This is a genomic window from Advenella sp. FME57 (assembly GCF_014897675.1).
Lineage (GTDB): Bacteria > Pseudomonadota > Gammaproteobacteria > Burkholderiales > Burkholderiaceae_B > Advenella.
Genome location: NZ_JABUXU010000023.1, coordinates 1 through 25,536 on the forward strand (window position 1 = coordinate 1; position 25,536 = coordinate 25,536).

Sequence of the window (25,536 nt, forward strand, 5' to 3'; positions counted from 1 at the left end):
ATCCGGGCTGGACAGGCGACCGTCGAAGCCGACCACGATCCGATCCGTGCCGCAGGCGCGGGCACGCCGGGCCAGCGCGCGACCCAGCAGGTAGGCAAACGAAGCATTGAGCTGTTCAGGCACAACACCACGAATGTCATAAGCCTTGAATACGGATTGGGGAAGCGCTGGGGTCATGGATTGTCCTTGTAAAGGCTGTTGCAGCCGTCGCTTCATGCAAGCGGCGGGCAACAGCCACGAATTTCGGTAAAATGTGGGTTGTATTATACGTTTCTTGCAAGATGGATCGTTGATATTGTGTCCGTCGGTCCCATGTTATGGATCACGTGAGAACGGAGCAGAAGTATGCAAGTAACGGTGGCATTGCGGTATGTCATGCGCGCAGAATAAGGGCGACCAAAGAGCCGACCTTATTCGTTATAGACAAAAGCTGTCGGATATTTGCCAACAAGTACCAAGTTGCGTGCTCATGCTATCGGGGAACGGTGGCGCGCAGTGCTTTGGCTATCCTGGTACTGGCCAGGAAAGAGTGCTCCTGTGAAACTCGTCCGAAGGAGCATGGGGTTAACACTTTGATCAAACAGGCTCAGCGATGGGTCTGATGAACCCAAGGCGTTGGACACATCAAGTAAGTCCGTTCAAATACCCCATTACCTTCTCCGCAATCACCCCCGATACCCGCTCGTTGGCTTCTTGCGTCAGGCCGGCAATATGCGGCGTCAATATCAGGTTGGGCATATCAGGCAGGCGGTTTTCCGCCTTCACCGGTTCGTCCTCAAAGACATCCAGCGCTGCGCCGCGCAGTTTACCGGTCTGCAGGGCGGCTACCAACGCCTGTTCATCTACAATCCCGCCGCGCGAGGTATTGATCAGAATGGCTTGCGCTTTCATTTTCGCAATGCGGCTGGCATTGATCAGATGGCGGGTATCCTTTGTCAAAGGGGTGTGCAGGCTTACAACATCGCTGTGTTGCAGCAGTTCGTCCAATGACATTTGCATTGCACCAGTTTCCGCCCAGATGGGGCTGTCTGAGCTGATCATGGGATCGTATGCTGCAATCTTCATGCCCAGTGCGCTTGCCAGCCTGGCAGTGAGCCTGCCTATGCCGCCGAATCCCACCAGGCCCAGTGTACGGCCTGCTACCTCCAGGCCATTACTGAGCTGCGGGCGTGGCCATTTCCCTTCTAGAACCTGGGTGCTGGCCAGGTAAGCGCCCCGTAGCAACACGAATGTAGTCGCAATCACGTATTCGGCAACCGCCTGAGCGTTGGCGCCGACGGCTGGGTAAACGATAATGCCTTTGTTTTCGCACAGGTCCATATCGATATTGTCCAGGCCGACGCCCAGCCGGCCCACGACCCGCAGGTTGGGGGCGTGCGCCAGCAATTGGGCATTAACCTGTGTGCGATTGCGCACGATCAGGGCATTGGCATTGGCCAGGCCCTGAAACAGTGCTTCCTGGTTATCGACAAGTTCCGGTCGATAGTCCACTTGCGCAATCTGGCGCAGGCGATCTACTGCCGGTTCATCCATAAATTCAGAGATGACAATGGTGTTGGTCATGTTAAATGTCAGATTCCAGGTATGATTCAGTTGACTTTGATGTTGGCGTCTTTGATGGTTTTGGCCAGTTTCTCGATCTGGTCATGTAGATAGGTTTTGAACTGGTCTGGTCCCATCGGGTCGGGAACGAATCCGAGCTTGATCAGTTGCTCACCCATGGCCTTTTCTCCAACGGCGGCGGTGACCTTGTCGCTGATCTCCTTGACCAGGGCCGGATCGGTGCCTTTGGGCGCCATCAGGCCAGTGAAGTTGTCGACCATCAGCTTGGGCAAACCGGCTTCTGCCGTTGTGGGCACATCCGGCACGGCGACTGCACGTTTTTCAGATGTAATGGCCAGCGCCCGCAACTTGCCTTGTTGTACATAGGCCAGCGATTCCGGATAATTGGAGAAGACCACATCAATCTGTCCACCGATCAGATCCACCATGGACGGCGCACCTCCCTTATATGGGATATGCGTCATTTTGGTTTTGGTCAGTTCCTGGAATAGGGCAGCAGCAATATGAGGTGGTGTACCGGTGCCGCTGCTGCCCACGTTCAGCGTTTTCTTCTTGGCGGCGTCGATCAGGTCCTGCAGGGATTTGATGGGGCTGTTCTGTGGCACGACAACCATGATGGCCGAAGAGGCGATTTTGGCGACCGGAACAAAGTCTTTTTCTATGTCGTAGCCGGCCTTTTGTCCGAACAGCGTTTTATTGACTGCATGGGTCATGGTAATGGCCAGCCAGGTGTTGCCATCCGGTTTGGCACGGGCTGCTTCCGCGGGTCCCAGGTTGCCGTTGGCGCCGGCCTTGTTGTTGACCACGATATTCCACCCGGTTTTATCGCCTACGCCCTTGGCAACCATGCGTGCGGCCACGTCGGTTAGCCCGCCGGGGGCGAATGGAACTATATAGGTAATATATTGCTCGGGCTTGAACTCAGCCTGCGCCGCCGGGGCCACAATCGTGGTGCCTGCACAGAACAATGACAACAGTCCGAATTTGAGTATGCTGCGTTTTGTTGCGGTGTGACGATGTTTCATGGGGTGTCTCCTCCACGATTGTGAGTGGCGGCCGGCCTGGTTTTTTATACCGGCCGCCAGGGTTCAGGCGCTCTCGAACAGTCGGGTCAGGACAAATTCGCGATGGCCCAGTGCTTCGGCAGATGTCCAGCGACCGTTGGCGGTGGCCAGCATGCATTCAAGCAGTTTGTCTCCTGCCTGGTCCAGATTGATTTCACGCTGCAGCAGGCCGGACGTATCCACATCGACGTGTTCCGACATGGTTCTGACAGTACGAGGATTGGCGCAGATCTTGATAACCGGCAGGATCGGATTGCCGATCACATTGCCCTGGCCGGTGGGGAAAAAGTGCACGGCATAGCCAGAGGCAGCGCAAAGCGTGACCATTTCGGCAGCGGCCGAAGACGAATCCATGAACCAAAGTCCTTTGCCTGTGGGCACTTCTGCCTTGTCGAGCACGCCGTCCACCATGCATTTTTTGCCGATCTTCTGGATATTGCCCAGCGCTTTTTCTTCAATCGTCGTCAGGCCACCGGCAATATTGCCTTTGGTGGGCTGCGATTCGGACAGATCAGACGTTTTCCAGCGATTGATCATGTCCTGATAGCGATTGAACATGAACATGAAGTCTTCGCGCACTTTGTCGTTGGCGCAGCGGGCCGCCACAATCTGTTCACCACCGGTCAGCTCAGAGGTTTCGCCAAACACAAGTGTATTGCCCGTGGCATACAGTTTATCAAAGGCATCGCCCACGGTTGGGTTGGCGCCGCAGCCCGATGTGGTATCGGATTCGCCACATTTGGTCGAGACCCACAGATCGGAAATGGGGCATTCAACACGCTCAATCGCCGTTGCGTAATGCACGAATTCCTTGGCTTTTTTAGACGCGCGCATAATGGTGTCGTGATCGCCGTGCAGTTCGATGGAAAAGCCCGCTACCGGTTTGCCGGTTTGGGCGATGGCGTCGACTACTTTTTTGGTCCAGCCTTCTTCAATACCGATCACGACTACGGCGGCGACGTTGGGATTGCATCCCGTGCCGATCAGCGTGCGAAAGTGCAGGTCAAGGTCGGCGCCAAATTGCAGGCGTCCGTAAGGGTGGGGAATGCCGATAGTGCCCTTGATGTTGTTGGCAACAGCTTCAACTGCTGCATTTGAAATATCGTCTACAGGCAGAATCACAACGTGATTGCGTATGCCTACGCGCCCGTTGTCTCTTCTGTAGCCGCGGAATGTGGTGTTTGAATCAATAATGGCCATGAGGAAAATCCTTGCTCTGAATGTCTGTCGATAGCGGTTGTGGCAGTGTGTTCGCAGTGCTTACCAGCGCTTGGTTTTGATGTTGTGCACATGGGCGTGGTCGCCGGCGCTGATGGGCGCAACCACTTTGCCGATATCGACACTGTATTTGAAGACGGTGTCGCCATCTTTCATGTTCACCAGGGCGACCTTGTGGCCAATGGGAATGTCCTGGGTGGCTTTGACAGTAATGATTTTGTCTTCTTCCATATTCCAACAGCTTAGCTCCATTCCGGCCGTAATTCCTTCGACGACGGCAACGGCAACGGTGTCCTTTGAATCATGCAGTACGGCATGGATCATCGTTTTCTCCTTTGATTGACAATTTGGATGTGTTTCATTTCATAGCAGATTGAATGCATGATAGTTGCAATATTCATCCAAGTCAACTAGATCATCTATATGAATTGTGTGAAAAACCATCATAAGCGATTTCCGCTGGCGCCAGGGGCGCAAGCCATGGCATCATTGCTGCAAGTCATTTAAAATCTGCCACCTATGAACAACAAAGATTTCTTTTTACCGGGTACGCCCCTTTATTTTGCAGTCAAGCAGTCGCTGCTGGCAGCGCTCGCAAGTGGCGAGTGGGTTCGCGGCCAGGCCATCCCGCCAGAGAATCAGCTGGCCGAAAAATTCGGTGTGTCTATTGGTACGTTGCGCAAGGCGGTCGATGAACTGGTCAGCGAACATATTCTGATTCGCCATCAGGGACGCGGCACGTTCGTTGCCACGCACGAGAGCGATCAGCATTTTTTCAAATTTTTCCGGATCCAGCGCCGAGATGGTTTCAAGGCGTATCCAACGACGCGCTTGCTGAAATTTCGTCGCAGGAAAGCGACGCGCGAGGCCAGCGAGCGCTTGCAATTGCCCAAAGATGCCAACGTGTTCCATTTTTTTAATCTGCTGAGTCTGAACAATGATCTGGTCATGGTTGACGAAATCCAGGTGCCGGAAATTCTTTTTGCTACATTGAATGAGCAGAGCCTGCACGAGCGTTCAAGTACGCTCTATAACTTTTATCAGAACAATTTTGGCATCAATATTGTCGATACCCGCGAAAAGCTGAGTGTTTGCCAGGCCGACAGTGCGGTGGCGGGCTGGCTGGCTGTGGCCGAAGCTACACCGTTGCTCTTGATTGACCGCACCGCCTATACCTATCAGGATCGTCCCGTGGAGTGGCGCCAGACGCGCGTCAATACTGCCAAATACGAGTACATCGCCAAAGACTGACCGGACACCGGGTTGTTGTTGCTCTTGTTGCGTAGTGGGCGAAGGCAGTAGTCAGACCTCCAATCTCGTGGATCGTGTTGTCCCCAGTGAAAGACTGAATCATAAGCGTGTGCTTCACTCGGGGTCAGGCAATGCATTCAGTGCGAACACAAGTGAAATTTCCTCAAGGGGTATCAGATTGTCGTGGCCGTTTGTTCAACCAGAAAATAAAAATAACGCTGCGACTTGAATGACGCGTGCATGGGCTCTATGTTCGACACCATGCCAGTAAACAGTGCAAAGTGCGCTGTGATCGTAAGTACTCATGTCAAAACATAACGTACGGTGTATATATCGGGCTTTCATCGTTTTTTTTTACAAAAAATACAAAATAGGTGTTTCAAGACGGTGGCAATAGACAATGTTTTATATAGAATACCCCCCGTACGAATGATATTCACCTATCCATCGTACTTTTGCGCCCTGGCTCACAAGAGCCAGGGTATTTTTTGTCCTGAAGCGCACACAAGTTCAGACGGTAAGTACGTGCCAGCTAATTGAGCGCAGGTGCTGGTAAGTGATAAGTAATAAACCATAAGCGCTTGCTGAATAAGCGCATTTGTTCTGGTCTGGTCTTGTTTGCAACGCGAGAAGCACAACCATTGATGTCTTCGGATGTCCGATAAACAGGCTTGGTTGCACGCGAGTGCGCGCATGAACTTACGATGAGCTGACTGTCGCCTGCGTTCGTTGTACCAGCTGTTTTGCAAGCGCCTTGCGGTCCACTTTTCCGACAGCATTTTCCGGAAGGGCATCAAGTACAAAAATAGCGGCAGGCTGATAGATTCTGGCCAGGTGTGTTTTGAGCAGGGCATGCACCTCGTCGATGTTGATGTCGCTGTTTCTTGCGGTAATGAAGGCCACAGGCACTTCGCCCAGGTCTTCATCGGGCTGGCCGATCACGCAGCAATTGGCGACGTCTGTATGCATGGCAATCACATGCTCTATCTGTGATGGTGAAATATTTTCTCCGCCACGAATAATGACATCCTTGATGCGGCCTGTGATGTACAAAAAGCCGTCTTTGTCAGCGTAGCCGATATCGCCGGTGCGTAGCGGCCCGACCTGCGGGTCCAGCTGGCCTGGTGCAGACACGCCTACATAACCCAGCATCAGGCTATCGCCATCTATACAGATCTCGCCATTGGTATGGGCTGCAGTAATGCGTTCACCATTTGTTGAAAGCAGGAAGATATCCTGGCCGCTTAGCGGCTTGCCGATAGAGCCGACTTTCCGTTGTGTCGGCGGGTTCATGGTAGAGGTGCACGTCGCCTCGGACAGGCCATAGGAAATCACCAGCGGCTGCCCGAGATAACTTTCGATTTTCTTGTGTAATTCAGTTGTGATAGGGGCAGAGCCGCAGCGGGCCAGTCGCAAGTTTCGGACAGCCTCAGCTGGCAAGGGGTGTGCCAGCATGCGTGAATACATGGTGGGCACGCCGGTAATGATGGTCGGGCCCACAGTTGCCATCAGTTGCGGCATGGCTTGGGCAGAAAAACGCGGTGCAAAATAAATGCAGGCGCCAACAGCCAGTGGGCTAAATAGCTGATTGTTCAGTCCATTGGTGTGATAAATGGGCATGACATGCAGCAGTGTGTCATCTGCCGACAGTTCGGTCATTGCGATTATGCCGCGGGCGTTGTTCAGCACGCCACGATGGCTTTCCAATACGCCTTTGGGTTTGCCGGTACTGCCCGATGTAAACAGCATGAGCGCGGGGCTCAATGGCGACACGCTGGTTGGCCAGTATGGGCGCGCATCGGCCAGGGTCAATGGGTTTATGACGCGAATATCATCTGTACCTGCATCGCGCACCGGATCGTCCGAGAGCAGCCAGGTGAGCCCGCCGCTTTGCAGGCGCAGCGTCCGTTCTGTCGGGCTCAATCCGGGCTCCAGCGGGCAGGGACAGGCGCCCGCAACCATCACCGCCAGCAGCGTTATCACGGCGTCCAGTCCGCGTTCCATATTGATGGCAACGCGCATTTGTTCGCCCATGCCCACGGCCCGCAGGCGTGCGGCCAGTTGCGATACCAATGTGTACAGTTGACCGTAGCGGATTTGTGTACTGGCGTCTTGTAAGGCAATGCGGTTTTCAATCGAGGCAGTGCGCCAGATTGATTGCCAGTCATTCAGAATGGTTGAGGTTGGCCCCATCAGTGGTCTCCTAGCGCAGCGTGACCGCGGCGTCTTTTTCGAATTGCCCGTTTGGGTCGAGCGACTGCAATGCCGCGATTTCCGCCTCTGTTGGTGCTGCGGTGGGTTTGGCATCGGTGTGGTCAAAAGTAAATCCGGTTCGACTCACCACTTCGTCAATGGATGATTCCGGATGGAATGACTGTAGCGCCAGTCGCTGGTTTTTTTTTATGAAGACGGCGATGGGGGTAACCACGCCATGAAAGCCGCCCCAAGACGTACGAAAATCCAGTTTTTCCACAAAGGTGCGCGTCGAGTGCTCGGTGCGCCAGGTGCAGGCACGCCTGGCTGTGGGCAACATGACGGCGCCGCCACCACCGCCGGGTAAGCGAACCTTGGGCGAATGCCAGTCGCCAATGACCGAGTTGTTGGCGTTGCCTTCGCCATCGATCTGGGCTGCGCCAAGATATGTCAGATCCATTTTGCCGCGGGTGCACAGGTCATAGAAATCTTCATTGGCAAAGATGGAGGCCGATTGCTGTGCCAGCACCGGATCGGAACTGGATAAGGGGATCATCGAAGGCGTCGGGTCCACGCCGCCAGCGACGTTTATGTAAATGAAATCCCACTCATAGGCTTTTTTTGCCATCAGGCAGGCCAGCATGGGCATGGTGGAATTGACGCCGCTGAACGTGATTTCGTTGGGGCGGATAAAGCGGGCCAGATTGGTAACGATGTAGGAGAAAGGCGACCAGTTGTTTTGCATTATGCGTGTTCCTGTAATTCGGGTGCGGCATCCATGTGCTGGTTGAAGGCGGCCTGGTCCGGATCCAGATAGGCCTGCACTGCCGGATAATCTATTTCGTAATCAGGCCAGCATGAACCAGGCCAGGCGCCGTTTGGAACAATGCTGAAAGCTTCGACCATGAAATATGGAATGAGCGTGGTTTCCGGATTGTCTGTAAAGACGGTGTCCTCCACCATTTTCTCGGCAACGACCAGCACGCTTTTGGCCGAACGCGACATGATGCGGTCCCAGTGATAGGTGCCCAGCACGCGCACGTTTCCCTTGCGGTCCACTTCATTGGCGTGTATCACGGCATAATCCGGCTGTATTGCCGGAATCACCCACACCTCTTTTTCGGAACCATAGGGATCGGCAATTTTCACCCAGTTGTTCAGTTGGACCAGCTCGCTGCCTTCGATGCCACCGCAGGGTTGAAACGGAATGCCGAAGGCGGAGGCGCGCAAACCCGCCGTCAGCGTTGCGCAGGCGTGCTCTTCGAGTACCAGCCGTTGCTGCTCGACGGCCTTGCGATAATACTGGGCCAGACCGAAGTTGCCCTCCATGGCCACAATGCCGGCGCGCGCTTTGGTGGCAGTTCCGGTGCGGCACAAAATATCAATGTCATAGCCGGGAGACTGTTTGATAATCTCCAGGTCCTGCTTGTTTTGCCGAATAAGTTCACGCACAAACGAAAAGGGGCCGCGATGCAGAAAGCTGCCACCCAGCGCCAGCGAGGCGCCATTGGGAACGCGACTGACCAAGTCCTGCAGCGATACGCATTTATCAGCCTGATTAAATCCTGATGTCATGATGGTCTCCAGATTATTGATTGGGTTTCAGGTAGGACCGGATCCGGTCCTTAAGGCCGGGCGCCGCCGCAGAGCGCACCAGGGCGGCCAGGTTCTGGTCCGATTCCGCATTGGCGTACAGGACCTGGTACATATTACGGCGGGTGATATCGGACAAAATGGCGTTGTTGGCCTGAGCCTGTTCAATCACGTCGGGCCACTCGGGCTGGTCCTGCAATGCTTGCATGAAGCCGATGTTCAGGGCTTCGCTGGCATCGAAGGTGCGTGTGCTAGACAGGATATCCAGCGCATTCTGGGTGCCGACTATATTCTGGAAGCGGCGCGTACCCAGAATAAGGCCGAACTTGATGCCGGGAAAGCGAAATGTGGTGCCGCTAGCGGCGACGCGACGTTTGCATGACGCGATAATATCGGCGCCGGCGCCAAAATTGCGTCCGTGGCATAAGGCCAGTGTCATGGCAGGCGAGGTAGCCAGCAGATCCAGCATGATTTCGATCTGCACGATTCGTTGCAGCAGATCGCCCTCGCTTGCCGTTTCCAGATCGGTAAAATCGAACCCGGCGCAGAAGTTCTTGCCATTACCCCTGAATATCAAAAGTGAAATATTCTTCTGATGGGCCTGTTGTATGCCATCTGTGAGTGCCTGTACCAGGGCAGGCGACAGGGCGTTCATTTTCTCGGGCCGGTTCAGGGTGAAAGTCCACGACTGTTCGCCGCGTTCAATAATCAATGGCTCGCTCACGCGTTTTCTCCCTGCGTTGCAATGTTCGACAAAATTTCATCATTATGTTCACCCAGCGCCGGTGGACCGACGGCGATCCGGCTTGTATGTCCGTCAAAGCGGATTGGCGAGGCAAAGGTTCTGGCGTTCAGCCCATTGGGCAGGGGAATATTTTGCACCCAGTCCATATGCGTCACCTGTTCATCTGCAAGCACATCCGAGTATTGATTGATTGGCGCGCAGGGCACGCCGGCCGCGCGGAACTGTTCAAGCCAGTATCGCGCATCTTCAGATGCGAAAATGGATTCCATGATTTCCAGTAGCGCCTGCTGGTGTTGCGCGCGTAGCGATGTGCTGGTAAATCTTTCATCCTCAAACAGTTCGGGGCGTCCGACCACCTGGCATACTGATTTCCACAGGGAGTTGTTGCCGGCGGCCATGCCGAAGTATCCCTGCTTGCAGCGAAAGACCTGATAGGGGGCGTTGCGCGGATGTGCCGAGCCCAGCTTGCGCGGATTGTCGCCGCTGCCGAAGTACTCGGATGTCTGTAACGCTGCGATGCCCAGTGTTGCGCCCAGCATGGAAATATCAATATGGGTGCCTTCCCCGTTGCGTTCGGCCATTCGCAGGGCAGACACGATGGAAAAGGCAGCGTACAGCCCGGCAGAAAAATCACACACCGGCACACCGCACTTGACTGGTGGCCCATCGGCTTCGCCGGTCACGCTCATCAGGCCGCTCATGGCCTGTACGGTCAGGTCGAACCCGCCTTCCTGGCTGCGCGGACCACTCTGGCCGTAGGCGGAAATGGAACAGTACACGATTTGCGGATTCAACTGCCTGATATCGGCATAGCCCAGGCCGAGCCGGTCCATCACGCCCGGACGATTGTTTTCCAGTACGATATCGGCTGAGCGCATGAGCTGTCGGGCGGCCTGCACGTCGGCGGGGTTCTTCAGGTTAAGCGTGACCGATTTTTTGTTCCGGTTCAGCGAAGCGAAATTCTCGCTGTATCCATCGCTGATGGGAGGCCAGCTTCTAAGCGTGTCTCCCCCATCCGGATGTTCGATCTTGATCACGTCCGCGCCCATATCGGCCAGCAGCATACTGCAGAACGGGCCCGCAGCAACGTTGCAGATCTCGATGACTTTTACGCCTTGCAGCGTGGTTTCTTGCTTCATGTTTAGTTGCTCACAGAATGGTTTGAATTAGTTTGATTCGCCAAAATAACCACGCCGGTATCCCGACTCCCGGGAAATGTCGCGGGCGGCATCCAGCACCAGCGGCGACCAGCGCTTCATGTTTTCAATGGTCAGTCTTTCCAGGGGCCCCGAGATGCCCAGGGCGGCAACGACCTTGTTGTGTCCGTCAAAGATTGGCGCGGCGATCCCGCCGACATTGCCGCGCCACTCGCCCCTGTTGATGGCGTAACCAATGCGTGCGATGTTGGCCAGCTCGTCTTTGAGCGCCGCCAGCGAGGTGATGGTGTTTTCGGTATGTCGGATCAGATCGGCTGAATGACGGTTGAGATATTCATCATTCTGGAAGGCCAGCATAGTTTTGCCGGTCGCCACCGCATAGGCGGGCGCGCGACCGCCAATAATGGAATAGGCGCGCACCGGATTGGGACTGTCGATTTTGTCGATGTAAATGACATCGAGCTGGTCCAGTACGGAAAGGTGTACGGTTTCCTGCGTTTGTAGCGCGACGCGGCGCATCAGTGGCGTCGCGATCTTGCGCACGTCAAGGCGGGCGAGCCGTTGCGCCGCCAGTTCGAAAACCTTCAAGGTGGGCTTGTAGCCGCCCGAATGACTGCTTTTTTCCACGTAGCCAGCTGCGATCAGTGTCTGCAGGGTACGGTGGGTGTTGCTTTTGGTCAGGCCTGATGCCTCCGCAAGGTCATCAATCGTATTGGGCTGATCTTCCTGAGCGCAAATGATTTCAAACAGCCGCAGACCCTTCAGCAAGGTTTTGTCCATATAAATCTCAAATATTGATACTAAAAATCCTATATTTTAAAATTCTAAACATAGAACCATTAATTCGTTGACCGCATTTTTATTATATGCGATTCTATTTTTTATACAAGAAATAGAATTCAAATTCTAAATGTTGGGATTTAATAAAAAAGGAGCGAGACAATGAAATGGTTTTTGAAGACAAGCGGGGCGCTGTGCCTGATCTTCTCCAGTACGCTGGCACTTGCGGCAGACTGGCCGACCAAGCCGATCACGCTGGTGGTGCCGTATCCACCGGGGGGGGCAACAGACTTTTCGGCCAGGATATATGCGCAATATCTGCCCAAGCTTTTGGGCACCACGGTGGTGGTGGAAAATCGTGCCGGCGCGGGCGGAGAAATTGGCGCCGAAGCCGTATCCCGGGCAGCGCCCGATGGCTATACCATGCTTTTTGGCGCTATCGGCAGTCATGCAATCAATTCGGTATTGCCGTCCAAGCCCAAAACCTATAAATTTCCCGATGCCTTCGAAGGCGTTTCGTTTGGCACGGCCGTCCCACTGGTGGTTGCTGTGCGCAACGGCTTGGAAGTCAATACGCTGGAAGAACTGGTGAACAAGATAAAGCAAACGCCGGGCAAGATAACGTATGGTTCTGCCGGAGTGGGATCATCCCAGCATATGGCAGCTGAAAAATTTCAACTGGCAACAGGCACCAAGCTATTGCATGTGCCATACAAAGGTAGCGGTCCTGCAGTGACAGACTTGCTGGGTGGACAGATTGACATGGTGATCGATACCCTGACCACGCTCTATCCGCAGATCAATAGCGGCAAAATCAAATTCCTTGCAGTCACGACCGCCGATCGCGTGCCGACTATCCCGGATGTGCCAACATTGAAAGAACTCAACGTCAAGGATTATGTGCTGACAACCAACTACGGATTGCTGGCGCCGGCCGGCACACCGAAAGACATTGTGCAGAAAATGTCCGAGGCAATGCAGGCCGTGGCTGCCCAAAAAGAAGTGCAGGACAAGTTGATTGCTTCGGGAGCCAAAGCCTATGCCACCACGCCGCAGCAAACAGAGCAACTGCTGCTGGACGAAGTAACGAAGTGGTCCGACGTTGCCACCCGCGCCAAAGTTGAATGACATCATGGACGCAATTTGCCGGTTAGGCATCGTCGGCGGTGGATCGGTCGGTATTTCATTTTTGGCGCAGCTGGTTGCACATCTTGAAGCCAGTGCGAACAGTGCAAACAATGTACCCGGTTGTCACATTACGCTGTTTGAACCATCCGAAAAAATCGGGCATGGCACCGCCTACCAGCATGATTTGAATACCAATCTGCTCAATGTGCCGGCGGGCAATATGTCGCTGTACGACAAGCACCGTTCTCACTTTGTGCAATGGCTGGCGGCGCAGCCCGAAGCGTTTTTGCAATCGTATGCCATAAGCGATATTGATCCTGCCGCGTTTTATCCGCGTCCGCTGTTTGGTCGATATGTTCATGAGCAGTTCGATCGCATTGTTGCACAGGCTGCAGCGCTCGGCATACAGGTGCGGGTGGTGCGGGATGCTGTAGTGGCTGTTTCCCGCCATGCAGCCGGGCAAGGGCAGGGGAACGAGCATAAGCAGAAGGCGCAGTCGCAGATTCAACTGATAGACAGTGCCGGCACAAGCTATGTTGTTGATCAACTGGTCCTGTGTAACGGTAATCTTGCATCCGACACGTTCGATGCGCTGGTGCCGTGCGCAGGGTTCATGAATAGCCCTTATCCGGTCAGTGCCTTGTCACAAGCGATTGCCGCCGACGCCACCGTAGCCGTTCTGGGGACTAATCTGAGTGCCATTGACGCTGTTGTTGCACTGAAGGCGCACGGGCATGGCGGGCAGATTCATTGCTTTTCCCGGCAGGGCGTGTTGCCTGCAGTGCGAAGTGTTCATCCGACCCATGTGCCAAACCGGCTATCCCGGGCAGACGTACATGCGATGGCGCTTGCAAAAGGGGGACGACTGGACCTGGACGATGTGGTCGGGATGTTGCGTGAGCAGATTCTGGCGATTGACCCTGGTTTTGACATTCGTGATATTGCCGGCGGCGGCGCAGATGCGGCGATTCAACTGAGTCGTGAGCTGGACGCCGCGTGTAGCGGGCCGCGTGCATGGCAGGCGGTGCTGGCGGCAGCCAATGAAGTGATAGATTTGCTGTGGTTTTATCTGGATCAGCCAGCCAGACGGCAGTTTCAGTCGTGCTGGCGCTCGCAGTGGATGTCGCGTCGGGCCATGTTCCCGGTGCAGAACGCCCTTCAATTGCAAAGCCTGATCGAGGCAGGGCAGTTGCATATCCATGGTGGCTTTCAGGCTTGTGAACCGCTTGCGAATGGGCAAGGCTTTGTGTTGCATTGTCGTGCTGCTGCAGGCGCACTGCAGCAGCAGGCGTGTGGCGTCGTGATCAATGCAACGGGATTTTCCCAGGACGTACGCCAGTCCTCGGATCCGCTTATTACGCAATTGATGCAATCCGGCCTGGCGCGCGCGAGCGACTATGGCGGCTTTGAGCTGGACTTTGACACGGGATGCCTGGTTACCGCGAATGGCACTATTGCAAACGACATTACTGTACTGGGTAGCCTGGCTTGCGGCACCTATTTCTGGACGGTTTCCATGGATGTGAATGCCCGGCTGGCCAATGAGCAAGCAGCACGCCTTGCGCACAAGCTATGCCGGCCGGTTGTGGCACAGACAGGCGTGCCGACAAGTGCAGACGTTGCTACACAAGTGTAATAAGTAATAAACCGCCTGCAGGTAGCAGGAAGTAAAAAGCAGCCAACGAAAAATCAGTAAACAGAATCAGTACATGAATATCAGTAAATGAATATCAGTAAATGAATATCAATGAGAAAAATCAGCAGCAATAAGAATAGAGCTAAAAGCTATTTTATTAAATTGCTGTTTGACTGTATAAACCATATTCCAATTGAGAGAAACTGCCATGACACTATTGAGAAAAATGACTGTGCAGTGGCTTAATGCCATTTGTGCCATTTGCGCATTGAGCGGCACGTCGGTGGCCGTTGCTGCCACCGCTGACCAGGATTACCCCAATAAACCGATTCGATTGATTGTGTCCTACCCTGCCGGCGGCAGTGTCGACGTTGCGGCTCGCATTCTCCAGGAACCGCTGACCCAGGGCCTGGGGCAAAGTGTGGTGATTGAAAACAAGGGCGGCGCTGGGGGCACTATCGGTACTGCACAGGTAGCCAAAGCGGCGCCGGATGGCTATACGCTGCTGTTGACACTATCGTCACACACGATCAATCCTGCCATCTATGCGCAATTGCCCTTTGATACAGAGAAGGACCTGGATCCTGTGTCCATGGTTGCATCAGCGCCTCAGGTGCTGGTGGCACATCCTTCGTTCAAACCCTCAACGGTTCCGGAACTCATTGAGTACGCCAAAGCCGCAGACAAGCCGGTGATCTACGGTTCAGCGGGCGTCGGTTCGCCCAGTCATATTGCAGGTGAATTATTCAAGAAGCTGGGACAGGTTCAGTTGACCCATGCGCCGTATCGCGGCGGCGGTCCGGCAACAGTGGACGTGCTGGGCGGGCAGATTCCGTTGCTATGGGTGTCGCTGCCTGCAGTGACTCAATATATCCGCAGTGGAAAACTCAAGGCGCTTGCCGTATCCACGAACGAGCGCACGCCAGTGGTCCCGGATGTGCCATCGATGGCTGAAACCATTGACGGCTTCAATGTGGACTCCTGGTATGCCATGTTCGCGCCGGCTGGCACGCCGCGACCGATCATCGACAAAATCCAGAAAGTACTGGCCGACGCTGCTGGCAATAAAACCATACAGCAGGCTTTCCTTGCTCAGGGTGCGGTTGCTGTGGGAGGAACACCGGAAGCACTCGAAGCGGTGGTGAAAAAGGAAATCCCCGCCTGGAAAACGTTGGCCAAAGAGGCGAATATTAAAATTAATTGAGTGGAATATCGCGGCACGCATTGCCGCTACGTAAAAGCGAGACTGCCGGGATTATCCCGGCAGTTTTTTGTTTCTCATGGCAGCATGGCGGTGTCGGCCGCGTAGCGAAATCTAATCGAGCCTGATATTGTTCTTTTTGGCTACGGCGTCCCAGCGTGTCAATTCGTTTGCAATAAACGATTTGAATGCCTCGGGTGAGCTGCCTTCAACCTGCATCCCCAGATTGTTCAATTGCTTGATGGTTGCAGGGTCTTTGAGGGCGGTGCCGATGGCCTGGGACAGTTTGCTGATGATCGGCTCGGGCGTGCCGGCCGGTGCGAAAATGCCATTCCACTCGCTCACATCCATTTTTACGCCTTGTTCTGTCATGGTCGCCACCTCAGGCAGATCGCGGCTTCGTTTGGCGGCCGTGGTGGCCAGCGCTTTCAGTTTCTTGCCACGGATGTACGATATGGCCGAGGCTGCGTTGGCAAAATAGGTATCCACTACGCCACCCATGACATCGACCAGGGCAGGCGCGCCGCCCTTGTAGGGCACATGCACGATGTCAATGCCGGTTTCCTGCTTGAGCAATTCACCCACAATGTGGACCGGGCTGCCAATACCGTACGAGGCAAACGTCAATTTTCCGGGGGACGCCTTGGCGGCATCGACATAGGATTTGACGCTGTCATAGGGAGAGTTCGCCGGCACGACCATCAGATAGGGAGAGCTCACGACCTTGGAGACGGCAATAAAATCCTTCAACGGATCATAGGGCAGTTTGCGCAACACCGGGTTGATAGAAAATGACGACGCATCATACAGCAGGGTGTAGCCATCGGCGGGCGCGCGTGCAACCTGCGTGGCGCCGATAGAACCACTGGCACCTGCCTTGTTCTCTATCACAATGGGTCGCTTCAGGGTGTCGCCCAGCGCTTTGGCAATAATGCGTGCGGCATTGTCGGCGCCGCCGCCGGCAGAGTAGGGCACGATCAGGCGGATGGCCTTGCTCGGATAATCGGCAGACCAGGCTGTGCCGCTGGCCAGCACGCCGCAGCCCAGGGTAAAAGAGATAAGGGTTTTGTTCAATGACATATGCATGATGTCCTCCGTGATAATTATGATTATGTAGCTGTGTTGTTGTCATAGTGTGGTCAGACCCGTCACTAAACCGTTGCCACGGGGTTGACCGGTGCCCCGACCATGCCGCGCAGATAGATGGGCGGCGCGGTCAGGAAGAAGGCATGGCGCTCGTGCTCTCGCAGCCATTTGGCCAGGAGCGACAGATGCCATAGCTCCCCCAATGGCATGCCCAGTTTTACCAGGCAGTGCTCATGTAGCGGCAACAGTGGCCCCTGACTCTTCTTCAGCGTGTAGTTGCGTTTTTCCACTGCATGGTTATCAGCGGCAAGTGCAGACACTTGTGATTGCGTAATCCACTCAAGCAACTTCGGATCGTTGCCGTCCAACGCGCAGCAACTGGTTTTCAGAATCTCATGGTCGGCCTCGGCACCTAGGTTCAGCGCAATGTCGGCAAGGCCGGTGTGAAAGCATACGATGTCGCCTTTGTGCAGCACAATTCGGTCGGCCTTCATGACCGCTTCGATATCGGCAAAGCTGACCAGTCGCGCTTGGTCGCCAAAGTGATGGCGCAAATCGATCAGTACGCCGCGTCCCTGAATCCCGTGTTGCGCCATGGGGTCAATGGATAGCGCTGCGGCGCCATTGAATTTGTCGGTGACAGCGTGTTGATGGCCAACAACGCGAAAGCCGTTGTAGCCAACCGGCGCTGCTGTGCCTGACCCCAGTGCATCAAAACACGAACAGACATGTCCGAGTGCATCCCATTGCGTTGAATACTGCGGCGACATCGTCACCATATCGTCGCTCACCACATCGGTGGCGCCGGGCGTATCGTTACCCAATGGGAAGTTGAAAATGGGAACGCCGTTCTTCATTGACGGACGTATCACAGGGCCAGCGCGACGTGGATTAAGAACCGGCTGCCTGGGAACATCCAGCGGCAGGCTCAAGGCAAAGCTGATCCCTTGTTGTATTTCACGGGCCGCGCGCACACGCGCCTGGGCGTCAATCCAGTTCAATCGGCCCAGTTGGTCGTCGGGGCCGAAGTCTCCCCAGTTTGCTCCTGCCGGGCGCTGTTTCCAGTGGGCGGTTGTGGTCATGGGGGCTCCCTGTTAACGCACGATGCCGCGCTGTCTGAATTGGTTGATTTGCTGCTCGGAATAGCCATATTCGGCGAGCAGCTCGCTCGTGTGCTCCCCGAAATCGGGCGCCGCCCGTTCGGTGGCGCAGGCCGCGTGATCCATTTTAATCAGACCGGTAATACTCTTGTACTTGCCGATCTTGCTGTGTGAAAATTCGCGGACCAGGCCTTCGGCCTGAACTTGTGGGTGTTCGAACATATCGTGCACCGGCCGGACCATGGCACAGGGCACATGGGTGCCAAAATGCGCCTCCCACTCTTGCGCGCTGCGTTGCTGCAAGGCGTCACGGATGATGGGCACGATAATGCTGGCGTTCTCGGCGCGTTTACGGACCGTGTCGTATCGTTCGTCGGTGGCCAGCGCCTGCAGCCCCAGCAATGTACACAGTGCTTCCCAGAAGTGCGGTGTATTGGCCGACAAGTAAATAAACCCGTCCTTTGTGGGGTGAATGCCGGTGATGCCGCCCGAGCGCATATCTCGTTCAATGCTTTTGGGCTCGCCTTCTGCCCAGACCAGGCGCGTGGACTGCATGGTCAGCGCGCTGGCCAGCAGCGAGACTTCCATATACGAGCCCTGGCCGGTGCGTTCCCGCTTGAACAGCGCCGCATTGACGCTATTGGCGATCATCGCGCTAGCGTAGAAATCAACAACAGAGCCATACACAATTTCCGGCTCGGCTTTGCCCATGCCCTGTGAATCGCAAATGCCGGACATAGCTTGCAGCACCTGGTCATATCCGGCGTTGTTGGCCATGGGGCCGCTCGAGCCATAACCGGTCATGGCGCAGTAGACCAGCTTTGGATTCAGTTGTGATAAGGTCGGAAAATCGATCTTCAGACGCGGCGGCACGGTGGGGCGAAAATTATGCACCAGCACATCGGCCTCAAGCAGCAGTTTCAGGAATATTTCATAGCCTTCGGCGCTCTTCAAATCCAGGCTGATCCCGCGCTTGCCCCGGTTTACGCCGATAAATGCCCGGCTCTCTGCCTGTAGCGTTGAAGGATACTTGCGCAAGTTATCCCCCTCGGGGGGCTCGATTTTGATCACCTGCGCGCCCAGGTCGGATAGCAGCGTGCAACCGTAAGGCCCGGCGATATAGGCGCTAAGATCCAGCACCTGGATGCCGGCCAGGGGCAATGCATTGTTTCCTGAAGTTGTTGATGTCATGAGGCTGATCCGTGTTTATTTCTGTACGTGAATATCGCTGTCTCTGGCGACTTTTTTCCAAAGGGCGATGTTGTCGCCAATTTCCTTGTCAAAATCAGTGGGCGTCATATAGGCGGCTTCGGCGCCTTCCTTAATAAAGAATTTTTTCAGCTCCTCGTCGGACGTGACCTGTTTAAGCGCGTCATTCAGTTTTGCGACGATAGCATCGGGCGTGCCTTTGGGCGCCAGAACGCCCCACCAGATCTTGAAGTTGTAGTTGGGTACGTCGGCAGCGATGGTGGGCAGCTCAGGCGCCACCGGGCTTTTCTGACTACTGGTCACACCCAGGGCGGTGGCTTTGCCGGTACCTACTGCCGGCAACAGCGACGGGCCGCTGGCGATCAATACATCCACCTGGTCACCAATCAGCGCATTTGTTGCCGGCCCCATCCCTTTGAATGGAACATGCGTCATCTGTATTTTGGCCAGCGAGTTCATCATTTCGGTCGCAAACTGGTTGCTGCTGCCCGGGCCAGATGATGAATAATTGAGTTTGCCGGGATTGGCTTTGGCATAGTCAAGCAGGTCGCTCACCTTGGTGAATCCGAGCGTTTTGCGCACGGCCAGAATAAACGGGCCCTCGGCCATCAGGCCCACGCCGCGCAGATCACCAATGGGATCGAAGGGCAGCGATGGCTGTATCGCGGCATTGGTTGTAAAGCTGGAGGATACGGCTGCCAGCGTGTAGCCGTCCGGCTTGGCACGAGCCACCTGCATGGTGCCGATAGAGCCGCCGGCGCCGCCTTTGTTTTCAATCACAACTGTCGTTTTGAGCAGCGTGCCCAGTTTCATGCCCACGGCACGCGCGAACGTGTCATTGGAACCACCGGGTGGATAAGGCACGACAAGCGTGATGGGCCGATCGCCCGGAAAAGTGGCAGGGTCGGCGGCGACGGCGACCGCCGGCAGCGCCATCACAGCGGCCAGCAATGCGGTGCCGGCTGTTCTCAGAACAAGCGTATGGTTCAACGGATTTTTTCTCACTTTTGTCTCCTGGGATTGTCGATTACTCGCCGATCTGGCGCAGAATCATTTTTGCTTTGTTGATAAATGGAACATCGATCATCTGGCCGTCAAGGACATACGCGCCATGGCTGGAGTGGCCTGCCGACTCGACAATTTTTCGCGCCCAGTCAATTTCTTCCCGGCTTGGCGTAAATACTTCATTTGCAATAGCAACCTGGGACGGATGAATACAAGTTTTGCCCAGAAATCCGACAGACTTGGCCAACAGCGCTTCCTGCCGATAGCCTTCACTATTGCCAATATTGGCATATGCGCTGTCATAGGCGTACACGCCTGCACTGCCTGCGGCCAGGCGCAAGCTCACCATGACATGATGTACCGTAGCCGATTCGTAGCGATGGATGCCCAGCGGTTCAAACAAATCACCAAGGCCCAGCTGCAGGCCGGCGATGCGCTTGTCTGTCGCAGCAATGTCTGCCGCATTGACCAGGGCCAGGGCGGTTTCAATGTTGACCAGGATCGCCGGCGGTTTGTCCAGGGCGCAGGTGGCTTTGTCGAAAGCCACGAAAAAATCCTTCATTTGCTCGGACGACTCGATTTTTGGGATATTGATCATGTCCACTGTATCAACCATGCACGCCAGCAAATCTTCGTCAAACCAGGCGGTGCCCATATCGTTGATGCGCACGATGATGGTCTTTTTCTGTGTTTCTGGTTGCAGTGTTTGCAGAAAATCGTTCAACTGCTGCCGGGCCTGGTCCTTGTGCGGCTCCAGTACGGCGTCTTCCAGATCAAAGCAAATACTATCGGCCTGGCTGTTGAGGGCTTTTTCGAATAATTCCGGTCGTGATGCTGGCACGAATAATTTGCTTTTCATCTTCTCCTCCTTTTATATGCGCAGATAATAAGGGATGAAAGATAGAAAAAACGTCTGTATTTTTATCTTAAAAAGATATAAATTATGTCTTTTGAGCTGGCAGAATCCGGCCCAAAGCCATGACGGCTGTAATAGTGCTTGACCTTCCCACTGTGGCAATGTCTATGCTTTGATAACAACTAATCAAATGGGAATTAATCGTATGCAATTTCAAATCGACAATATGACTTGCGGCGGATGCGTGCGCCGGGTAACGGCGGCAGTCCAGTCCGTTGATTCGGCGGCCACGGTCACCGCCAATGTGGGCGAACACCGCGTAGACATCCAGTCGACCAGTACCCAGCAAGCGTTCCTCGCCGCGCTGGAAAGTGCCGGCTATCCTGCCAAACCGGTGGTATAGGCGGATGCCGGCTATCCGAGGGATCTGAATGATAAAGCGCGCGATGTACGCGCGTTTTATCGATTTTTATTGAAAAGGGAACTTATTGAGGCCATGGGCAGACAAACACTCATTCACTTTTGCAGGGTTTTTAAATGAAAACGTTCATATTTTCAGTGGCGCTTTTGACCGCAGCCTCGGGCGCTTACGCCTCGGAAAAATCGGTCACTGTGTATCACGATCCCAATTGTGGCTGTTGTACTGGCTGGGCGCAACACATGCGCGATTCCGGCTATACAGTGAACGCGATCAAGACCGCAGATATGTCTGCAATCAAGCAAAAACTCAAGGTGCCCGCTGCACTAGAATCCTGCCATACTGCAGTGATCGACGATACCGGGCAGATCGTTGAAGGGCATGTACCGGCAACGGTGGTCGACAAATTGGTTGCCAACCGGTCCATCCCTGGTGTAGCTGCGCCCGGCATGCCCGCCAACTCGCCTGGCATGGGACCCATGGACGGTAATCTGGTCACCGTGGATTTTTCCGGACAAGCGTTTTCCCGAGACTAGCATCTGAAAGAGGGCATTTTCACATGCGCCGCTTTGCAATGCCGTCTATACGTTGAACATTTTTTTAACCGTTCCGAAGGAATGATCATGCACCAACACCCATTGTCCTGTTTTTCCCGAACGTTCGCTCTTCGCGGCCTGCTTGTCGCAACCCTTGCAATTAGCGGTTTTGCCGTGCCGATGGCTGCCCAGGCTCAGTCTGGCGGACATGGGCATATGAATACCGGCGAAGCGCCCAAGGATATGCACGCCTCGATGATGAACATGCAGCAGCAAATGGGTTCAGTAAAGGCCTCGGGAGATACCGATTATGATTTCGCCGTGATGATGCGGATTCATCATCAGGGCGCGGTGGACATGGCGCAGATGGAACTGGACAAAGGCAAGGATCCGCAATTGCAGGCCATGGCCAAAGAGATCATTGCCGCCCAGAAAAAAGAAATCGCCCAGTTTGATCAGTGGATTGCTCAATACGAGAAGCAAAAGAAATAAGGCCATCAGCTTCTGTCAGCCTTTTGCTGTATTGGCAGGGCATGCGTCGGCAGCGTATGGTGCCTGGAGTATGATCTATAGATTGTCGGCGCGTGCCTTGCATTGTGTGCTTAAATAATTAAAACAGTAGCCGGCAGGCTGACAGCAGCGTGCCGGTATCAACCGCCCTAACCGCAGAACAATGATGCGCGGAACAATGATGAATACAAACTTTATCCGCACCTTTCTCCTGGTTCATCAGCTTGGCTCCATGGCCCAGGCAGCTCGAAAATTGAATGTGACGCACGGGACGGTGGCGCAGCAAATTGCGTCGCTGGAAAAAGAGATCGCTGTGACACTGGTGGCGCGAGCGGGAAAAACCGTGCATGTGACCGAGGCGGGCCTGCGTTTGCTCGACAGGCTGATGCTGATCATCAATGAAATAGACGCATTGCCCGGCCTGGCCAATTCAAACGAAATACGCGGTGAGCTCAGAATTGGTGCAGGCAATAGCGTGCTCAACAGTATCCTGCCCGATATCCTTAGCCTGCTGGTGCGACGCTATCCCGACGTCAACGTGGTTGTGCAGCCCGGTGTGTCGCCGGACTTTTACCGTGACATTGAAAGCGGTAACCTGGACGCTGCCATCGCGATTGAGCCCCCTTATACCTTGCCCAAAACCCAGGAATGGCTTTTGCTTCGCGAAGAGCCATTTGTGTTGCTTGCGTCTGAAGTGCATTGCGGTAAAAAACCGACACAGTTACTGCGCTCAGAGCCTTTCATTCGCTATGACCATAACAGCTGGAGCGGCAAGTTGATTGAACAGTATTTGCGCGCCGTAACGATCGTGCCGGCCGAGCGCTTTGAGTTGAACGCAATTGAATCCATCGCGCTGATGGTCAATCAGAATCTGGGCGTTGCCATTATTCCGGATTCGGCCAATCTGTATAAACGGGACCTTAAAATTATCAAATTACCCTTGCCTGAAGTCAGTGCACCACGCCGCTTCGGGCTGGTCTGGTCGCGCAGATCGGCGCGCATCAGGCTGGTGCAGGCTTTTCGCGAAGCGGCGCTGACGGCGTATCAATCCTTGAATCGCCAGGGGTGACGATCTGCGTTCCAGCAAGAAATAAAATGGACTTTATCGGCGGCTCCATTACGATTCAAAAATCGCTCAATGCAAAATATCCGCCAGGAACTTGCGGGCGCGCTCGTGGGTGGCCTGGGTGAAGAAGGCGCTTGAGGTAGCGTCCTCCAGAAGCTGCCCCTGGTCCATAAACCAGACGCGATCGGCCACCTCCCGGGCAAAATTCATCTCATGGGTTACGCAGACCATTGTCATGCCGTCGGCAGCCAGTTTTTTCATCACGTTCAATACTTCGCCTACCATTTCGGGATCGAGTGCGCTGGTCGGTTCGTCAAACAAAATAACCGGTGGCTGTTGTGCAAGTGCCCGGGCGATGGCCACCCGCTGTTGTTGCCCGCCCGAAAGATTGGCCGGCATTTCATCTTTCTTGGCATAAAGACCCACTTTGTCCAGCAATGCTTCGGCGATCTCGTAGGCCTGTTGTCTTGACTGGCCCGCGACTTTGATCGGGGATAAGGCCACGTTGTCCTTTACCGACAGATGCGGGAAAAGATTGAAATGTTGAAAGACAAAACCGATCTTGGCGCGCAACTGATTAATATTGACGCTTTTGTCGTTGATGCATTGGCCCTCGATGCTGATCGAGCCGCTTGCAATGTCTTCAAGCTTGTTGATCGTGCGGATCATGGTCGATTTGCCGGACCCGGATGGTCCGCAAACCACCACTACTTCACCGGCGTTGATTTGCCCATTGATATCGCGTAAGGCATGGTAATTTTTGTACCACTTGTTGACGTTTTCAAACTTGATCATGATTGTCTCCGTAAGTATGGGTCAGGTGGCCGCACCCAGGCGCTTGGCATTCAGATGGGCTTCCAGCACTTTTGCCAGTCTGGAAAGCAGAGCGCATATGAGAAAATAAAACAGCGCCAGCACAAGATAGGTACGCAGCGTCCCGGTCAATTCAATACTGTTTATTTGTTGCGCCGAAAAAGCGGCTTCATTGACGCCGATGATGTAAACGATAGAAGTGGCCTTGATCGTTGAGACAAATTGATTCAAAAGAGATGGAATCATACTGGTCAAGGCCTGCGGCATCTGGATGGTAAACAGGGTCTGAAAATAACCAAGCCCCATGGCTCGCGCCGCCTCTACCTGGCCAGCAGGAAGCGCCTGTAGTCCGCCCCGGATGATTTCGGCCAGGAACGCCGATTCATAAATGACAATGGCCGATACGGCAGTCCAGAACGGAGGAATTTCCGTCTCCATGATGGTGGGTAGCAAAAAATAGGCCCAGAAAATGATCATGATAAGTGGAATGGAACGAAACACGTAGACCCATATCGTGGAGAGGGCACGAATGATCTTTATTTCGCAGGTCCTGCCGGTGCCGATCAGCAACGCGATCGGAAATGCGGCAGCCAGACTGAGCGCCGCCAGAATGAGCGTTCCGGCAAAGCCACCAATAGGGCCACCCGGCCAGGAGCCCACCAGAAACATCATGCCGTAGGTATCGATAAAATCATACATATAAACGTGCTCCTATCTTCTGAAATTTGCCGGGTAGAGACGGGCGACCTGCGCGCCGAGCAGGGCAATCAGCAAGGAAATGGCCAGGTAGAGGACTGTCGAGATCAGGAAGATCTGGAAAGTCTGGAAGGTAATGTTCTCAATGCGCTTGACTTGATACGTCAGTTCAGTCACGCCTATGACCATGGCCAGGCTTGTGTCCTTAAACAAAATCAGGGAGCGGTTTATGATGGGTGGTACGGCGATACGAACCGCCTGTGGAAGCACGACGCACTGCAGCGCCTGTACCGAACTCAAACCAACCGCCCTGGCTGCTTCAAGTTGCGTACCTGCGATGGCTTTGATTCCGGAACGGATGTCTTCGTAATAATAGGCGCTTACATTCAGGGACAAGGCAATCAGCGCAAAGGAAAACTCCGAATTTCCCTGGTTGATCCATATTTTCAGTGCTTTGGGCAAAACCTCGGGCATGCCGAAATACCAAACCATGATTTGCACGACAGTAGGCACATTCCTGTGATATTCCACGTACAGACTGATGATGGCCCGCACGATGCGCGACGGGATCAGGTTGGCTGCGGTCAGCAGCAAGGCGACACAAAAGCCGCAGACCAGCGCCCCGAAGAAAAGACGCAACGTCACTGACAGGCCCCTTAACAATAAGTGCACGGTTTCAGGATCGGAGAGCAAGGAAAGCGAAAAATTCATG

The 25,536-nt window shown here is 54.4% G+C and carries 26 protein-coding genes and 1 pseudogene; 8 read left to right on the forward strand and 19 right to left on the reverse strand.

The window, feature by feature from the left end; all coding sequences use genetic code 11:
* From INT32_RS19890 to INT32_RS19910, 5 genes and pseudogenes are all read right to left on the reverse strand, one after another.
* Positions 1-177: pseudogene (locus tag INT32_RS19890) on the reverse strand (phosphomannomutase/phosphoglucomutase); the annotation flags it as partial.
* Between the two features lie 447 nt (positions 178-624).
* Positions 625-1,563 carry a hydroxyacid dehydrogenase gene (locus INT32_RS19895; RefSeq protein ID WP_193090434.1) on the reverse strand — a complete coding sequence of 313 codons (939 nt, stop codon included), beginning with the start codon at positions 1,561-1,563 and terminating at the stop codon, positions 625-627.
* A gap of 26 nt (positions 1,564-1,589) precedes the next feature.
* Positions 1,590-2,588, reverse strand: a complete 999-nt coding sequence (locus INT32_RS19900; protein WP_193090435.1) for a tripartite tricarboxylate transporter substrate binding protein — start codon at positions 2,586-2,588, stop codon at positions 1,590-1,592.
* A gap of 63 nt (positions 2,589-2,651) precedes the next feature.
* On the reverse strand, positions 2,652-3,827 hold the full coding sequence (locus INT32_RS19905) for a UxaA family hydrolase (protein ID WP_193090436.1): 1,176 nt from the start codon (positions 3,825-3,827) through the stop codon (positions 2,652-2,654).
* A 60-nt stretch (positions 3,828-3,887) separates the two neighbouring features.
* Positions 3,888-4,169 (reverse strand): UxaA family hydrolase, encoded by a 282-nt coding sequence (locus INT32_RS19910; protein WP_193090437.1) that lies wholly within the window; start codon positions 4,167-4,169, stop codon positions 3,888-3,890.
* A gap of 195 nt (positions 4,170-4,364) precedes the next feature.
* Between INT32_RS19910 and INT32_RS19915 the strand changes: the two genes are divergently transcribed.
* Complete coding sequence (locus tag INT32_RS19915; protein ID WP_193090438.1) at positions 4,365-5,096, forward strand: GntR family transcriptional regulator; 732 nt, start codon at positions 4,365-4,367, stop codon at positions 5,094-5,096.
* Between the two features lie 699 nt (positions 5,097-5,795).
* Here the strand turns inward: INT32_RS19915 and INT32_RS19920 are convergent.
* From INT32_RS19920 to INT32_RS19945, 6 genes are read right to left on the reverse strand one after another with little or no spacing between them, the layout of a single operon-like run.
* Positions 5,796-7,289 carry a class I adenylate-forming enzyme family protein gene (locus INT32_RS19920; RefSeq protein ID WP_193090439.1) on the reverse strand — a complete coding sequence of 498 codons (1,494 nt, stop codon included), beginning with the start codon at positions 7,287-7,289 and terminating at the stop codon, positions 5,796-5,798.
* A gap of 10 nt (positions 7,290-7,299) precedes the next feature.
* On the reverse strand, positions 7,300-8,034 hold the full coding sequence (locus INT32_RS19925) for a CoA-transferase subunit beta (RefSeq protein WP_193090440.1): 735 nt from the start codon (positions 8,032-8,034) through the stop codon (positions 7,300-7,302).
* Positions 8,034-8,864, reverse strand: coding sequence for a CoA transferase subunit A (locus INT32_RS19930; RefSeq protein WP_193090441.1), 831 nt, complete (start codon positions 8,862-8,864; stop codon positions 8,034-8,036). The genes INT32_RS19925 and INT32_RS19930 overlap by 1 nt, the downstream gene beginning before the upstream one ends.
* A 13-nt stretch (positions 8,865-8,877) precedes the next feature.
* Complete coding sequence (locus INT32_RS19935) at positions 8,878-9,606, reverse strand: enoyl-CoA hydratase/isomerase family protein (RefSeq protein ID WP_193090442.1); 729 nt, start codon at positions 9,604-9,606, stop codon at positions 8,878-8,880.
* Positions 9,603-10,766: a CaiB/BaiF CoA-transferase family protein gene (locus INT32_RS19940; protein WP_193090443.1), complete on the reverse strand. Its 1,164-nt coding sequence runs from the start codon at positions 10,764-10,766 to the stop codon at positions 9,603-9,605. The genes INT32_RS19935 and INT32_RS19940 overlap by 4 nt, the downstream gene beginning before the upstream one ends.
* A gap of 27 nt (positions 10,767-10,793) precedes the next feature.
* Complete coding sequence (locus INT32_RS19945; protein ID WP_193090444.1) at positions 10,794-11,564, reverse strand: IclR family transcriptional regulator; 771 nt, start codon at positions 11,562-11,564, stop codon at positions 10,794-10,796.
* 162 nt (positions 11,565-11,726) lie between these two features.
* Between INT32_RS19945 and INT32_RS19950 the strand changes: the two genes are divergently transcribed.
* The 3 genes from INT32_RS19950 (at position 11,727) to INT32_RS19960 (ending at position 15,532) form a co-directional block, all read left to right on the forward strand.
* A complete protein-coding gene (locus tag INT32_RS19950; RefSeq protein ID WP_193090445.1) occupies positions 11,727-12,692 on the forward strand; it encodes a tripartite tricarboxylate transporter substrate binding protein in 966 nt (321 codons plus the stop codon).
* Positions 12,693-12,696: 4 nt separating this feature from the next.
* Positions 12,697-14,328, forward strand: a complete 1,632-nt coding sequence (locus INT32_RS19955) for an FAD/NAD(P)-binding protein (RefSeq protein ID WP_193090446.1) — start codon at positions 12,697-12,699, stop codon at positions 14,326-14,328.
* Positions 14,329-14,536: 208 nt separating this feature from the next.
* Complete coding sequence (locus tag INT32_RS19960) at positions 14,537-15,532, forward strand: tripartite tricarboxylate transporter substrate binding protein (RefSeq protein WP_226817308.1); 996 nt, start codon at positions 14,537-14,539, stop codon at positions 15,530-15,532.
* Between the two features lie 111 nt (positions 15,533-15,643).
* Here the strand turns inward: INT32_RS19960 and INT32_RS19965 are convergent, their stop codons facing one another.
* From INT32_RS19965 to INT32_RS19985, 5 genes are all read right to left on the reverse strand, one after another.
* Positions 15,644-16,615, reverse strand: a complete 972-nt coding sequence (locus INT32_RS19965; protein ID WP_193090447.1) for a tripartite tricarboxylate transporter substrate binding protein — start codon at positions 16,613-16,615, stop codon at positions 15,644-15,646.
* 65 nt (positions 16,616-16,680) lie between these two features.
* Positions 16,681-17,697, reverse strand: coding sequence for a cyclase family protein (locus INT32_RS19970; protein ID WP_193090448.1), 1,017 nt, complete (start codon positions 17,695-17,697; stop codon positions 16,681-16,683).
* Between the two features lie 12 nt (positions 17,698-17,709).
* Positions 17,710-18,906, reverse strand: a complete 1,197-nt coding sequence (locus INT32_RS19975) for a CaiB/BaiF CoA-transferase family protein (RefSeq protein ID WP_193090449.1) — start codon at positions 18,904-18,906, stop codon at positions 17,710-17,712.
* 15 nt (positions 18,907-18,921) lie between these two features.
* Positions 18,922-19,929, reverse strand: coding sequence for a tripartite tricarboxylate transporter substrate binding protein (locus INT32_RS19980; RefSeq protein WP_193090450.1), 1,008 nt, complete (start codon positions 19,927-19,929; stop codon positions 18,922-18,924).
* Positions 19,930-19,951: 22 nt separating this feature from the next.
* Positions 19,952-20,788: a CoA ester lyase gene (locus INT32_RS19985; protein WP_193090451.1), complete on the reverse strand. Its 837-nt coding sequence runs from the start codon at positions 20,786-20,788 to the stop codon at positions 19,952-19,954.
* A 202-nt stretch (positions 20,789-20,990) separates the two neighbouring features.
* On the opposite strand from INT32_RS19985, the gene INT32_RS19990 reads away from it, so the two are divergent.
* The 4 genes from INT32_RS19990 to INT32_RS20005 all read left to right on the forward strand — a co-directional run bounded on the left by INT32_RS19990 (position 20,991) and on the right by INT32_RS20005 (position 23,318).
* Positions 20,991-21,188 (forward strand): heavy-metal-associated domain-containing protein, encoded by a 198-nt coding sequence (locus INT32_RS19990; RefSeq protein WP_193090452.1) that lies wholly within the window; start codon positions 20,991-20,993, stop codon positions 21,186-21,188.
* Positions 21,189-21,322: 134 nt separating this feature from the next.
* Positions 21,323-21,739 carry a DUF411 domain-containing protein gene (locus INT32_RS19995; RefSeq protein ID WP_193090453.1) on the forward strand — a complete coding sequence of 139 codons (417 nt, stop codon included), beginning with the start codon at positions 21,323-21,325 and terminating at the stop codon, positions 21,737-21,739.
* Positions 21,740-21,826: 87 nt separating this feature from the next.
* On the forward strand, positions 21,827-22,231 hold the full coding sequence (locus INT32_RS20000) for a DUF305 domain-containing protein (RefSeq protein WP_226817309.1): 405 nt from the start codon (positions 21,827-21,829) through the stop codon (positions 22,229-22,231).
* Between the two features lie 199 nt (positions 22,232-22,430).
* Positions 22,431-23,318, forward strand: coding sequence for a LysR family transcriptional regulator (locus tag INT32_RS20005; RefSeq protein WP_193090454.1), 888 nt, complete (start codon positions 22,431-22,433; stop codon positions 23,316-23,318).
* 66 nt (positions 23,319-23,384) lie between these two features.
* Here INT32_RS20005 and INT32_RS20010 read toward each other — a convergent pair whose 3' ends face one another.
* From INT32_RS20010 to INT32_RS20020, 3 genes are read right to left on the reverse strand one after another with little or no spacing between them, the layout of a single operon-like run.
* A complete protein-coding gene (locus tag INT32_RS20010) occupies positions 23,385-24,110 on the reverse strand; it encodes an amino acid ABC transporter ATP-binding protein (RefSeq protein ID WP_193090455.1) in 726 nt (241 codons plus the stop codon).
* Between the two features lie 21 nt (positions 24,111-24,131).
* Positions 24,132-24,827 (reverse strand): amino acid ABC transporter permease, encoded by a 696-nt coding sequence (locus tag INT32_RS20015; RefSeq protein WP_193090456.1) that lies wholly within the window; start codon positions 24,825-24,827, stop codon positions 24,132-24,134.
* 12 nt (positions 24,828-24,839) lie between these two features.
* A complete protein-coding gene (locus INT32_RS20020; protein WP_193090457.1) occupies positions 24,840-25,535 on the reverse strand; it encodes an amino acid ABC transporter permease in 696 nt (231 codons plus the stop codon).
* Between the last annotated feature and the right edge of the window lies 1 nt (position 25,536).